General features: G+C 66.2%; 11 protein-coding genes. 5 read left to right on the top strand and 6 right to left on the bottom strand.

What is annotated here, in order from left to right:
- The first annotated feature begins 39 nt into the window (after positions 1–39).
- The 3 genes from mltG to gmk all read left to right on the top strand — a co-directional run bounded on the left by mltG (position 40) and on the right by gmk (position 3,081).
- Positions 40–1,398: an endolytic transglycosylase MltG gene (mltG, locus tag GGR25_RS09530; RefSeq protein ID WP_183398492.1), complete on the top strand. Its 1,359-nt coding sequence runs from the start codon at positions 40–42 to the stop codon at positions 1,396–1,398.
- A gap of 89 nt (positions 1,399–1,487) precedes the next feature.
- Complete coding sequence (locus GGR25_RS09535) at positions 1,488–2,375, top strand: YicC/YloC family endoribonuclease (RefSeq protein ID WP_183398493.1); 888 nt, start codon at positions 1,488–1,490, stop codon at positions 2,373–2,375.
- Positions 2,376–2,388: 13 nt separating this feature from the next.
- Positions 2,389–3,081, top strand: coding sequence for a guanylate kinase (gene gmk / locus GGR25_RS09540; protein ID WP_246409388.1), 693 nt, complete (start codon positions 2,389–2,391; stop codon positions 3,079–3,081).
- Between the two features lie 9 nt (positions 3,082–3,090).
- Here gmk and rsmA read toward each other — a convergent pair whose 3' ends face one another.
- The 6 genes from rsmA to lptF form a co-directional block, all read right to left on the bottom strand.
- Positions 3,091–3,960: a 16S rRNA (adenine(1518)-N(6)/adenine(1519)-N(6))-dimethyltransferase RsmA gene (gene rsmA, locus GGR25_RS09545; RefSeq protein WP_183398494.1), complete on the bottom strand. Its 870-nt coding sequence runs from the start codon at positions 3,958–3,960 to the stop codon at positions 3,091–3,093.
- Positions 3,957–5,015, bottom strand: coding sequence for a 4-hydroxythreonine-4-phosphate dehydrogenase PdxA (pdxA, locus tag GGR25_RS09550; protein WP_183398495.1), 1,059 nt, complete (start codon positions 5,013–5,015; stop codon positions 3,957–3,959). The genes rsmA and pdxA overlap by 4 nt, the downstream gene beginning before the upstream one ends.
- 4 nt (positions 5,016–5,019) lie before the next feature.
- Positions 5,020–5,952 carry a SurA N-terminal domain-containing protein gene (locus tag GGR25_RS09555; protein WP_183398496.1) on the bottom strand — a complete coding sequence of 311 codons (933 nt, stop codon included), beginning with the start codon at positions 5,950–5,952 and terminating at the stop codon, positions 5,020–5,022.
- Between the two features lie 117 nt (positions 5,953–6,069).
- The gene (locus GGR25_RS09560; RefSeq protein ID WP_210299862.1) at positions 6,070–8,421 is read right to left on the bottom strand and encodes an LPS-assembly protein LptD; all 2,352 of its coding nucleotides are present in this window, start codon (positions 8,419–8,421) and stop codon (positions 6,070–6,072) included.
- Positions 8,422–8,456: 35 nt separating this feature from the next.
- Positions 8,457–9,563 carry an LPS export ABC transporter permease LptG gene (gene lptG, locus GGR25_RS09565; protein ID WP_183398498.1) on the bottom strand — a complete coding sequence of 369 codons (1,107 nt, stop codon included), beginning with the start codon at positions 9,561–9,563 and terminating at the stop codon, positions 8,457–8,459.
- A 1-nt stretch (position 9,564) separates the two neighbouring features.
- Positions 9,565–10,734, bottom strand: a complete 1,170-nt coding sequence (gene lptF, locus GGR25_RS09570; RefSeq protein WP_183398499.1) for an LPS export ABC transporter permease LptF — start codon at positions 10,732–10,734, stop codon at positions 9,565–9,567.
- A 276-nt stretch (positions 10,735–11,010) separates the two neighbouring features.
- Between lptF and GGR25_RS09575 the strand changes: the two genes are divergently transcribed.
- A complete protein-coding gene (locus GGR25_RS09575) occupies positions 11,011–12,513 on the top strand; it encodes a leucyl aminopeptidase (protein ID WP_183398500.1) in 1,503 nt (500 codons plus the stop codon).
- A 16-nt stretch (positions 12,514–12,529) separates the two neighbouring features.
- The gene (locus tag GGR25_RS09580) at positions 12,530–12,979 is read left to right on the top strand and encodes a DNA polymerase III subunit chi (protein ID WP_183398501.1); all 450 of its coding nucleotides are present in this window, start codon (positions 12,530–12,532) and stop codon (positions 12,977–12,979) included.
- The last annotated feature ends 4 nt before the right edge of the window (positions 12,980–12,983 follow it).

Here is a 12,983-nt window from a genome sequence, read left to right on the forward strand (position 1 = left end):
TCCGCGCCTGATTCCCTCGGATCCGAAAAGTAGGGTGTTATGAACGATTCGAGCCTGCCTGACGGAGCTGCTCAGAAGAACGTCACGGATGACGTAAGGGCGCCCGACGTCGGACAGCGGATCAATCCGCGTAGCCCGGGCGAGACCCTGCGCCCCGAGCGGCTGCCGCCCCCGCCGACGCGTTCGAAGCAGGCCCGCCATCCCCTCGTGATCGTCATGAACTTCGCCATGACGATCATCGTCGTCGGCGTGCTCGGCGTCGCCGGCGTGTTCTTCTTCGGCAAGATGCGCTTCGAGGAGCGCAGCCATTTCGACCAGCCGCGGACCGTCTCCATCGACCGTGGCATGGGCCTGTCGACGATCGCCGAGACGCTGCATGAGCGCGGGCTGATCTCGTCGAAATGGATCTTCATCGCCGGCGTGCGCGCCGCGCGCGTCCAGGACGACCTCAAGGCCGGCGAATATCTGATCCCCGCGCATTCGAGCATGCGCGAAATCATGAACGAGCTCGTCAGCGGCAAGTCGATCGTCTACTCGGTGACCATTCCCGAGGGGCTGACGTCGCAGCAGATCGTGGACCGGCTCAATGCCGATCCCGTGCTGATCGGTGCGGTTGCCGAGGTTCCCGCCGAGGGCACGCTTCTCCCCGACACCTATCGCTACACGCGCGGCGATTCGCGCCAGAACATCATCGACCGGATGATCCGCGAGCGGGATCGCGTGCTGACCGCCGTCTGGAACAGCCGCGACAAGGATCTGCCGATCGAGACGCAGGACCAGCTCGTCACGCTCGCCTCGATCGTGGAGAAGGAGACGGGCATGGCGGATGAGCGCAGCCGCGTCGCCGCCGTCTTCATCAATCGCATCAAGCAGAACATGCGCCTGCAGTCGGACCCGACCGTGATCTACGGCGTCTATGGCGGTGCCGGGCTGCCGAGCGGCGCGTCGATCACCAAGGCCGACCTGGACGCCGAGAACGACTACAACACCTACAAGATCGCCGGCCTGCCGAAGGGGCCGATCGCCAATCCAGGCAAGGCGTCGCTCGCCGCGGTCGCCAATCCATCGCGCACGAAGGATCTCTATTTCGTCGCCGACGGCACGGGTGGGCACTCCTTCTCGGAGACCTATCAGGAGCATCGCAAGAACGTCGCGCGCTACCGCCAGGTGCTGGCGAAGCAGAAGGCGGATGGCACCGCGACGGCGGCGCTCGCCGGCGGTCCGGGCGATGCGCTCGACGAAGATCCGGCCGCTGCGGGCCAGGATCCGGCGGCGGAGAGCCCGGCGGATGCCACGGATGGCAGCGCTGCGAACGACACCGCGGGCTATGATGTCCCGGCCAAGCCCGAGCCCTCGCCGGGCACCCCGACGCCCAAGCGCAAGCCGAACGCCGGCTAGGCGTTTTCCTGCCAGCCATTGCCAATCTTGAGCGCAGCCGGGCCCCGGACTACTGTCGCTTTCTTTCGGCGCGGAGCCTCGGACGATCCATGACGTTGATGAGCATGACGGGCTTTGCCCGCGCCGCCGGTGCCGGCTTCGGCTATCGCTGGGCCTGGGAACTGCGGAGCGTGAACGGCAAGGGCCTCGATGTGCGCCTCCGCCTTCCGCCCGGTCAGGATCATCTCGACCAGCCGGCGCGCGAGCGCATCGGCGGGCGGCTGCATCGCGGCAGTCTTCAGGCGAGCCTGTCGCTGCAGCGCGAGGCGAGCGCCACCAAGCTCAAGGTCAATGAGGAACTGCTTGCTTCGCTGCTCGAGCTGATGCGCCGCGTCGGCGCCGAGATCGCGGCGGCTCCGCCGACCCTTGATGGCATCTTGGCGATCCGCGGCGTCGTCGAGACGGTGGATGCCGAGGACGACCCCGAAGCGGTCGCGGCGGTCAGCGCCCGTATTCTCGACGATCTCGACATCGCGCTCGCCGAGCTGGTGGTCGCGAGGGCGCGCGAGGGCGCGCAGCTCGGGGCGATCCTCGGCGCGCGGCTGGATGAGGTCGACCGGCTGCGGGCCGCTGCCGAGACCGCGCCCGCGCGCACGCCGGAGGCCATTCGCGTCCGCCTCGCCGAACAGGTGGCGAACCTCCTCGGCGCCTCGCCGGCGCTCGACCCTGACCGGCTCTATCAGGAGGCGGCGCTGCTGGCGACGCGCGCCGATATCCGCGAGGAGCTCGACCGCCTGGAGGCGCATGTCGGCGCCGCCCGTGCGCTGCTCGCCGAGGGTGGCGCGGTCGGCCGCAAGCTCGATTTCCTCGCGCAGGAATTCAATCGCGAGACCAACACGCTGTGTTCCAAGGCGAATGATCGCTCGTTGACGGCGATCGGCCTCGAACTCAAGGCAGCCGTCGACCAACTGCGCGAGCAGGTCCAGAATCTCGAATAGGAATGAGCCGTTCATGACGCCAATCGGAACGAGGACAACGGCGGCGGTGACCGCGGCCAGCGCCAAGTCGGAGCGCAGGGGGCTCATGCTGGTCCTCTCCTCGCCCTCGGGCGCGGGCAAATCCACGATCGCGCGCCACCTCATGGAGCAGGACAAGGACATCGTGCTGTCCGTGTCGGTGACGACGCGCGGGCGCCGGCCGAGCGAGATCGAGGGGGTGCACTACCACTTCATCGACCAGGAGACGTTCGATCGCATGCGCGATCATGGCGACCTGCTCGAATGGGCGCAGGTGCACGGCAATTGCTACGGCACGCCGAAGGCGCCGGTGGAGAAGGCGCTGTCGTCGGGGCTCGACGTGCTGTTCGATATCGACTGGCAGGGCGCGGACCAGGTCGCCAAGGCCATGCCGCAGGATCTCGTGCGGATCTTCGTCCTGCCGCCGACCATGACCGAACTCGCCGCGCGGCTCGAGCGCCGGGCGGAGGACAAGCCCGATGTGATCGCGCGCCGCCTCGCCAATGCGCGGGGCGAGATCTCACACTGGCGCGACTATGACTATGTCATCATCAACAAGGACCTGCAGACCTCGCTGCAGAAGGCACAGGCGATCCTCTACGCCGAGCGCATGAAGCGCGCCCGCACGACCTGGCTCGAGGCGTTCGTCGAGGAATTGCTGTCCGAGGAGATCGAGAGCGGCGGCTGAGCCGCCGGCTCACGCCGTTCCGGGTTCGCCCGCGCGCTGCGCCGAAAGCGCATTGGCGAGGCGCACGAAACCCGCGACGTCGATCTCCTCCGCTCGTGCGGTCTCGACCAGGCCCGCAGTGGCCAGAAGCGGTAGCGGATCGACGCCGAGGCTCTTGAGGCTCTGGCGCAGCATCTTCCGCCTCTGGCCGAAGGCGGCTGCCGTGACGCGCTCCAGCGCGGCGCGGTCGCAGGGCAGGGGCTCGGCTCGCGGAATAAGTTCGACGACCGATGACACGACCTTCGGCGGCGGCGTGAACGCCTTGGGCGAGATGTCGAACAGCAGCCGCGCCTCGGCGCGCCAGCCGGCGAGCACCGCCAGCCGGCCATAGGCATCGTCGTCCGGCGTCGCGACGATCCGTTCCGCGACCTCGCGCTGGAACATCAGCGTCATCCGATCGAAGAATGGCGGCCAGGGTTCGGTCTGGAGCCAGCCGATCAGCAGCGGCGTCGCGATATTGTAGGGCAGGTTGGCGACGATCCGCACAGGCCCCGCGGCGGGCGCCAATGCCCGGTAGTCCGTCGCGAGCGCATCGCCCTCGATGACCTCGAGCCGACCCGGATAATGCGCCGCGATCTCGGCGAGCGCCTCCAGGCAGCGCGCGTCGCGCTCGATCGCGACGACCTTCTCGGCGCCTTCCATCAGCAGCGCACGGGTAAGACCGCCAGGTCCCGGACCAACCTCGATGACGGTAACGCCCTTCAGCGGACCCGCGGAGCGGGCGATTCGACCCGTGAGATTGAGATCGAGCAGGAAGTTCTGGCCGAGCGCCTTGACCGCCCGGAGGCCATGCCGCGCGATGACGTCGCGTAGCGGCGGCAATCCATCCATGGCGTTCACGCGATCTGCCTGGCCGAGCTGTGTTCTGCTCTGTAGTCGGCCTCATGCCGCGCCAGTTCGTCGGCGAGGCGAAGCGCCGCCGCAAGGCTGGAGAAGTCCGCCTGGCCCGTGCCCGCGATGTCGAAGGCGGTGCCGTGATCCGGCGAGGTGCGGATGAAGGGGAGGCCGAGCGTGACGTTCACCGTCTCGGAGAAGGCGATCGTCTTGGTCGGGATCAGCGCCTGGTCGTGATACATGCACAGCGCGACGTCATAGCGGGTCCGTGCGGCCGGATGGAACATCGTATCCGGCGAGAGCGGTCCGATCGCGTCGATGCCTTCCTCCTGCAGCGCGGCAACCGCCGGCCGGAGGACTGCATCGTCCTCGGTTCCCATTACGCCACCTTCGCCAGCATGCGGATTGAGGCCGGCGACGGCGATTCGGGGCCGCGCTATGCCGAATCGGCGGCGCATCTCATTGTCGATGGTGCGCCCGGTCGAGATGATCAGCCGATCGGTGATCATGCCGGGCACCGACGCGATCGGCACATGGATCGTCGCCGGAACGGCACGCAGTCCTGGCCCGGCCAGCATCATGACCGGCCGCGCCGGGCTGCCGCTCCAGGCAGCCGAGAGCATGCCCAGGAACTCGGTATGCCCGGGATGCTGGAAGCCGGCATCGAATAGGATCTTCTTGTTGATCGGATTGGTGACGATCGCGGAGGCGAGGCCGGCCCGCACGTCGCCCACCGCGCGCGCAATCGCCTCGATCACGCCGAGCGCAGCGGTCCGCTCAGGGCGGCCCGGCTCGGCAAAGGCTTTCGATTCGAGTGGTACGACAGGCAGCGCATGCGGAAAGACCGCGGCCGCGTCGGCGGCGGCGATGGTCTCGATCGGGATGTCGAGGCCCAGCCTTTCCGCGCGATCCCGAAGCACGTCGGGATCGGCAAGGCAGTAAAATGCCGGAAGCGAACGCTCACGCCACGCTTTCCACGCCATCAGCGTGACATCGGGACCGATGCCGGCCGGCTCACCCATCGTCAGGGCGAGGGGACGAAATGTTTCAGTCTGCGCCATGGCCCTAGTTATAGGAGATTATGGCGTCCTTTCGAAGCTCCGCCTTCACCGTCTTGTCGAGATCCTTCGTCTGCTCGGCGGTCAGGCGGCGCTCGACCTCGGCGCGGACGCCGGCCGTGCTCTGGATTTCCTTGACCGAGCACACGGCAATGACCTCGACGCCACGGGCGGAGACCTCCGGCTTCAGCGTGCCGCCGGCCGGGACCTTGGCCAGCGCCTCGGCGAAATCGCCTTCGATCTGGCTGGTGTCGCGGCGGCCCGCGTCGACGACGACCACACCCTTCAGCGCCTTCGCCTGGTTCAGGCTGTTGTCACAGCCCGAGAAACGCTGGCGGAAAGCCTCGGCCTCGCGCTGGCGCTGCGGCACCAGACCGGGCGGCGAGCCCTTCGGCACGACGAACACGATCTGCTGCAGCCGGTATTCCTTCATCGTCGCCGCGTCGGCATTGATGCCTTCCTTGGCGAGCTCGGCCTGGATGTCGGCCTCGCTGACATCGGCCGAGGCGGCGCTCGCCTTGGCGCGCATGACGTTGCCGAACATGATCTGGGCGCGCAGCAGCTTGCGCAGTGAATCGGGCTCGACCCCGTTCTGCTTAAGAGCCTTCGAGAAGGCCTCCGGCGAGAGCTTGACCTGTTTCGCGATGCCGTTGAAGCGCTGATCGATCTGGGCGTCGGGCACCGATATGTTGCGCTTCTTGGCGGCCTGATCCACGAGCGTCTCGTCGATCAGATCCTCAAGCGCCTGCTTCGGATTGGTCTTCTGATGGAACAGCGTCAGCATCTTGACGCGCTGGCTGACGTCGTAGCTCGTGATCGGCTGGCCGTTGACGGTCGCCTTGACGGCGGCCTGCTGCGCTGCGGCTGGCTGAGCCATGGCGAAGGCGGTCGCCAGAACGAGCGCCGTCAGGAACGCAGCCCTTCGAATGACAGTCTGCATGGCTGAAATCGTCGATCCCATCTCTAGCTGTATCGCGCGGCGCATGCTCTGCGTCCAACCCCTCCAAACAGCAGAAATCCGGCAAAAGCATGAAGCTGCCGGATCCATTCCGCTCGATCAGTTGCTGGAGCCGCCGAGATCGCTCTTGAATTGCGTCCCGCCGATCGTGCGGAGCTGAAGGCTGACCATCAGGGACTTGGAGGTCTGCAGGTCGGTGTAGTCCTGCGTCGTCTCGCTATAGGCGATCGAGAACGTCGTGCACTCGTCGTCATAGGCGAGGCCGAGGCTGTTGCCGGCCATCTGGTCTTCGTGGAAGTCCCAGGCGAGCGAACCGAACAGGCGCCACGTCTCGGTGAACTGCCAGGAAGCACGTCCGCTCACCGTGTCCGTCTCCTGGCCCGCATACGAGCTAGCGATGGCGGGCTGCTCGCGAAGGAAGAGATAGGACGCCGACGCGGTGACGTTGCCCGCCTTGCCTGTCGCCGTGATCTGCGCCTGGTTGAGGTCAAGCGTGCTCCCGTCGAGGCGCGCATTCGCCGTCAGGAAATAGCCCGCGCCGCCGTCGAGGGTCATGCTGCCGACATAGTCGGACACGTTGCTCTCGAGGCCGGAGACGGCGCCCGTCTGGGTCACGTCCTGGACGGCGAAGGAGTTGAGGCCGGCGATCTGGTAGGACTGGCCCACGACGCCGCGAATGGTCGCGATCTCGCCGAGATCGGCGACATAGCGGAAGCCCACATTGGCGCGCGTGCCGCCTTCGACGCGGTCATAGCCGGAGAACTTGTCCCAGGCGAAGAGCGAGGCGTCGTCGAAGACGAGGCTCTGCGCGTCTTCGTTCGGCAGCTTGCCGGCGAGCTGTTCGTCGGGACGCGCGATGATCTGCGCGATCGGCTCGATGACGACGGAAGAGCTGCCGGACGCCATCAGGATCGGCCAGCGCCATTCCATGCCGCCCGCCGGCATGATGCGGCCATAGCCGCCATTGTCATACACGCCGGGGAACTGCTGCTGGTCGAGATAGAACGCGTCGCCCTTCAGATAGGCGAAGGGCTTGAACACCATGCCCATCGGGCCGATCTGGCTGCTCTCCCACGTCCACTCGGTGCTGGCGCGGTTGAAATTGCCATAGATGCCGAGTAGCGCGTCGCCCTGCTTGTAGTAGCCGAGATTGTCGGAATCGACATAGTCGGTCTGCTGGCGCGTCAGGCTGACGACGTTGTTCTTCATCGAGAGCTGGCCGCCCAGGATCGGGTCCTGGAAGATGTAGCTCTGGTCGGCCACCGGCGCGACGATCGGCTGGCGTTCCTGATTGTACTGGTCCCCGGTATCGTTGGTCAGGACCTGGAAATAATAGCCGCGCAGATCGAAATAGTTGGTCGCGCTCTGGCCGGTCAGGTGCAGCGTCGAGACGGCGACATCGTTCGAGGCCGAGAGAACACTGTAATCGCGCGTGAACGTGCGGTCGGACATCGCGGTGACGTCCCAGCCCAGCGTCCAGAGCTTGTTCAGATAGTATTCGCCGATCGTGCGCACGCCGCCGCGGAACTGGATGTCGCCGGAATTGCGCGTGCCGCTCTCGACGAAGGCTTCCGGATCGAGCTGGTCGATGCCGGCCGCCGAAATGCTGTACTGGCCGAAGTCGAGGCGATGACGCCAATCGAAGTCGAGCAGCAGGCCCTGGCGCGTATAGGCGACGGGCGTGAAGGTGAGGTCATAATTCGCGGCGGGCGCCCAGAAATAGGGAACCTTCACGAAGGCGCCGAGCGCGGACTTGTATCCGGCCGACGGAACCAGAAAGCCGCTCTTGCGTTTCACGGTCGGATCGGGCGCCGAGAAAGCCGGGAAATAGGCGACCGGCATTCCGAGAAACTCGAGGCTCGCGGACCGGAAATAGATCATATGCTCGTTGTGGTCGACGATGATCCGGGCCGCCTTGACCTGCCAGACCGGCGCCTTCTTCGGATTTTCGCGGCAGGGTTCGCAAGCCGTGTAGACGCCGCGATAGAAGGTCGTCGTCTTGCCCTGGTCGCGATAGGCCTTCTCGGCCGCAAAATGCGTCTGGTCGGGCGTGTCGAGCCGGAGCGCGGAGACGAAGCCGGTGGCGAAGTCATCCGTGATGTCGATCGTATCGGCGGTCACCACGGTGCCCGTCTTGTCGACGATCTTCACGCCGCCCTCGGCGATCATCTTCTTGTTTTTCTGGTCGTAGCTGACCTTCTGCGCTTCCAGTGTGTAGCCGTCATAATAGATTTTGACCGCGCCCACGGCCGAAACCGTGGATTTGTCATAGTCATAGACGAGCTGGTCGGACTCCAGGAGCATCTTGGCGCCCGGCTCGGTCTTGAGCCCGGATTCGCCGGCGAAGCCCAGGGAGCCGGCCACCGACTGGACCGACTGTGCGGAAGCGGGAGAAGCAACCAGCATCGCGCACAGGGCCACCGCAGCGGCTGCGCGAAGGGACTTCAGCAAGCATTTCCCGCCGCCATGAAGGACGGCAAAGCGGTTCATCCGTCCTCCCTGTTCAGCAAGACCGTAATGCTCGCGAGAGTCGCGACGAGGGGCGGAGACCAAGCTGCAATCGCCGGATTCACGACGCCACTCCTCCCCAATCCTATCGCCAACTCCGACACAACATAAAGCACGAAGCCCACGATCACGCCAGTCAGAATCACCTGTCCGAGGTCCCTCGAACGGGAGAAGCGGAGCGAGACTGTGGATGCCACGAGCACCATGGCGAGGAACAGGATGGGCTGCGCGAGAAGCGACTGGTAGCGCATCTCATAGCCCGTGCTCGGAACGCCGGAACGCTTTGATATCTCAATGAAATCAGGGAGAGACCAGAACGAGATCGTCTCGGGATTCGCCAGCTGCTGGCTGACCTGGTCGGGCCGCAGGTCGGTCGGCAGCTCCAACTTGTCGACATGGACGGGACGCTCCGACATCCGCGTCAGGGTGGTGTCGTGCAGCACCCATTTCCCCGGCTCGTACTCGGCCGAACGGGCGTCGATTCGGCGGTCCAGCCTGTTGTCCAGATCGAACACGAAGGCCGTCACGCCGGCGAGCGACAGGCCCTTGTTGTAACTGTTCTTCGCGCCGAGGATCGAGCTTCCCTCGAGGCCCGACTGCCGCAGCCAGATCGGAGCGCCCTGCTGGGTCTCGCCATCGGTCGGCGAACCGGTCGCCTCCGCGGTGAGGCGATTGAGGATCCGTATCGACTCTTCCTTCAACTCCGTGGCGAGCGGATTGAAGGCCGTTGTGGCCAAAATGCCGAAGATCAGCGCAACGACGCAGGCAGGCAGAATGAACTGCCAGGCCGACAGGCCGGAGGCGCGCGCCACGACGAGCTCGAGTTGGCGATTGGCCAGGACGAAGCTCGCCATGGCCGCGAACAGCACGGTGAAGGGGAGGGCGCGCTCGATGACGGTCGGCACGCGCGTCAGCGAGATGACGAGGTACCAGAAGGCGTCGAAGTTCTCGCGCTGCACGGAGCGGCGGGCGAGCTCCAGATAGTCGACGAACGCGATGAGGACGAAGACCACCAGGAAGATGATGAAAGCCATCCGCGCGAAGCGCTTGGCGAAATAGAAGCTCAGCGTGGGATGGCGCAGCATGTCAGGCACCATCCGTGACGCGACGCCGCGGCAGCAGCCGCTGCAGGGATTCGACCACGAGCGATCCGATGCCTTCCGAGCTCGAGAACTTGAAGCCGCGCATGATCGCCACGATCGAGATCACGATCCCAACGATGGGAAGCGCATAGAGCGCCGGGATGGCAACCGGGTGATTGGCCGACAGACCCGCTAGCATGAGTCCGCCGACGCGCAGCCCCGTCGCAACGAGGACGGTGCCGAGCATGACGACGCCACGGCCGCGGCGCGTCGTCTGCGCCTGGCCGAGTGCGAGCACGGGCAGGATCGCGAACAGAAGCGTGTAGAGCGGGCTCGACAGGCGGTCATGCAGCTCGGCGGGGAAGGAGTCCGGCCGCTTCTGGAATTCCGGGTCGTTCGGATCGGGCGAGAGGAGATAGGACGTGTCGCGCTCGGCGGCCTTGAGCGAGGGAAGGGCAGCGGCGCTCGTGAAGGTCGAGAGGTCGAAGGCGTAGGATTCGAACTGGATGACGGACATTGAATCCTTGTCCGAGGCGCGCTGCTGGATCGTCCCGTTCTGCATCACCAGGAATGTGCCGAGCGGGTTCTTCAGCACCTGGCCCTTCTCGGCGATATAGACGTTGCTCTGGCCGGGCTCGCGCTCGTCGCGGATGAAGATGCCCTCCATCGTCCCGTCCGGCTTGCGGTCGCGGATGTGGAAGACCAACTGGTCGCCGATCGGGACGAAGGCGCCCTCCTGGACGAAGCTCGAGATCAGGTCCGTGTTCACATTGGTGATGAGGTCGCGGAAGGATTGCAGCGAACGCGGCACGAGATAGAGCGACATGCCCGCGACGACGAGCGTGCCGAGCACGCCGAGCAGCAGGGCCGGCCGCAGGATCATCGCCGGCGAGGCGCCGCTGGCGTTGATGATGACGAGCTCCGAATCCGCGTTCAGCTGGTTCAGCGTGTAGATCACCCCGATCAGCACCGCGACCGGGCAGACGATCAACAGCAGTCCCGGGAAGATGAGGCCCGAGACGTGCAGGAAGGTCAGGATGCTCTGGCCCTTGGAGGTGATGAGGTTCAGTTCACGCAGCGCCTGGCTGAGCCAGACTGTGCCGGCGAGCCCGCCAAGGCTCAGCAGGCAAGCGCCGAGCATGCGCTTGAAGACGTACCAGCCGATCAGCTTCATGCCGAGGCACACTCCACCCGCATGACGACATCCTTTCGGCCGGCGCGGCAGGCTGCCGTCCGATGGTGTGTCCTGGTCGACGGACGTGCCCCGCGTCCGCTATTGCATGATGGGTGAACCATTTAGGTGAATGCACCGCTAATGAACGCGCTTAACGATGCGTGAATGTCTACAGCGATATCGCGGCCCTTGCCAGAGGGCCGCTGCGGACGGCAATCTCGCCCGCAAGTGCATGTTGGCATCCCGCCCGACGTTCCAGTTCCCCGAAAGCCTCCGATGACCGAGATATCCACAGTCAGCTTCCGCAAGAGCGCCCCTTCCGACAAGGGCACGGCCGTCTTCCTTACCGATGACGGCCTGAAGCTGCCGCCGGCGGCCGAGGCGGCGGGCGTCGGGGCGCTGCTCGCGCGGGCGGCGACGGCGGCCTCCTACAAGGGCGCGCGCTTTGCCGTGCTCGACGTGCTGGTGCCGGCCGGAACGGAGTTCGATCGAGTCCTGCTCGTCGGGCTCGGCAAGGCTGGCGAGCTCGCCGAGGCCGATTATCCGCGGCTCGGCGGCGCGCTGATGGGCGCGCTCCGGCGCGGCGAGTCGGCGACCCTCTTCGCTGAAGCGCCGGATGGCGCTGCGCTCACGCCCGACCAGGCCGCCGAGATCGCGCTCGGCGCGGTGCTGCGCTCCTACAGCTTCGACCGCTACAAGAGCCGGCGGAACGGGGAGGGCGACGACGCCAAGAAGAAGGCGCCGGCCGCGCTCGAGATCATCCATCCCGAGGCCGGCAAGGCGAAGAAGGCCTGGGCCGCCCGCGAGGCCGTCGCCGAGGGCGCCATCCTGGCGCGCGAACTGGTCAACGAACCGGCCAATGTGCTCGGCACCGTCGAATTCGCGGAGAAGGCGGAGAGCCTCGAGCGGCTCGGCGTCACGGTCGAGGTGCTGACCGAGAAGCAGATGAAGAAGCTCGGCATGCGCGCGCTGCTCGGCGTCAACCAGGGTTCGGTCCGCCCACCCCGCCTCGTTGCGCTGCACTGGAACGGTGCTGAATCGAAGGAGCGCCCCGTCGCCTTCGTCGGCAAGGGCGTCGTCTTCGATACGGGTGGCATCTCGATCAAGCCGGCCGGCGGCATGGAGGACATGAAGGGCGACATGGGCGGTGCCGCCGCCGTGGTCGGCCTCATCCATGCGCTGGCGAGCCGCAAGGCGAAGGCCAATGTCGTCGGCATCATCGGCCTCGTCGAGAACATGCCCGACGGCAATGCGCAGCGCCCCGGCGATATCGTAGAGGCCGCGTCCGGCACGACGATCGAGATCATCAACACGGATGCCGAAGGCCGCCTCGTGCTGGCCGATGCGCTCTGGTACGTGCAGAAGGAGTTCGATCCGCGCGTGATCGTCGATCTCGCCACGCTGACCGGCGCGATCATCGTCGCGCTCGGCCATGATCATGCCGGCCTCTTCTCGACCGATGATACGCTCGCAAGCGCGCTCGCCAAGGCCGGCGAGGCGACGGGCGAAAAGGTCTGGCGCATGCCGCTCGGCCAAGCCTATGACAAACAGATCGAATCGAAGTTCGCGGACATCAAGAACACCGGTGGGCGCGACGCCGGCTCGATCACGGCGGCGCAGTTCCTGAAGCGTTTCGTCAAGGACGGCACGCCCTGGGCTCATCTCGACATCGCCGGAACGGCGATGAGCTCGCCGCAGTCGGAAACCAACCGCTCCTGGGCGTCCGGCTGGGGTGTACGCCTGCTCGACCGCCTCGTCGCCGACAATTACGAGGGCTGATGCGCGTGCGCGCCCCATGACGGAGGTCCTCTTCTACCATCTGCAGCGCCAGCCGCTCGAGGCGGTCCTGCCGCCCATGCTCGAGAAATGCCTCGAGCGAGGTTGGCGCGTCGTGGTCGAGGCGGGCTCGCCCGAGCGCTGCGAGGCGCTCGACGCGCTGCTGTGGACCTGGCGCGAGGAATCCTTCCTGCCGCATGGGACGTGGCGCGATCCGAACGCGCCGCGCACGCCGATCGTACTCACGGCCGACAACGCCAATCCGAACGCAGCGAGCGTGCGCTTCCTGGTCGATGGCGCGCCGATCGGCGATGCGGCCGGCTATGACCGCATCGTGCTGCTCTTCGACGGCAATGATCCCGATGCACTCGATGCGGCGCGGGGCGCCTGGCGCCAGGTGAAGGCCGCAGGCCACGCGGCCACCTATTGGCAGCAATCCGAGGCCGGGCGCTGGGAGAAGAAGGCCTGAGGTG

This window comes from Kaistia hirudinis, from assembly GCF_014196455.1.
GTDB lineage: Bacteria > Pseudomonadota > Alphaproteobacteria > Rhizobiales > Kaistiaceae > Kaistia > Kaistia hirudinis.

Coding starts and splice junctions, on each gene's coding strand:
- gmk (WP_246409388.1), top strand. CDS start 2,389: ATGACGCCAATCGGAACGAGGACAACGGCGGCGGTGACCGCGGCCAGC.
- lptG (WP_183398498.1), bottom strand. CDS start 9,563: ATGCTGCGCCATCCCACGCTGAGCTTCTATTTCGCCAAGCGCTTCGCG.
- GGR25_RS09575 (WP_183398500.1), top strand. CDS start 11,011: ATGACCGAGATATCCACAGTCAGCTTCCGCAAGAGCGCCCCTTCCGAC.
- GGR25_RS09535 (WP_183398493.1), top strand. CDS start 1,488: ATGACGTTGATGAGCATGACGGGCTTTGCCCGCGCCGCCGGTGCCGGC.
- GGR25_RS09555 (WP_183398496.1), bottom strand. CDS start 5,952: ATGCAGACTGTCATTCGAAGGGCTGCGTTCCTGACGGCGCTCGTTCTG.
- pdxA (WP_183398495.1), bottom strand. CDS start 5,015: ATGGCGCAGACTGAAACATTTCGTCCCCTCGCCCTGACGATGGGTGAG.
- GGR25_RS09580 (WP_183398501.1), top strand. CDS start 12,530: ATGACGGAGGTCCTCTTCTACCATCTGCAGCGCCAGCCGCTCGAGGCG.
- mltG (WP_183398492.1), top strand. CDS start 40: ATGAACGATTCGAGCCTGCCTGACGGAGCTGCTCAGAAGAACGTCACG.
- lptF (WP_183398499.1), bottom strand. CDS start 10,734: ATGAAGCTGATCGGCTGGTACGTCTTCAAGCGCATGCTCGGCGCTTGC.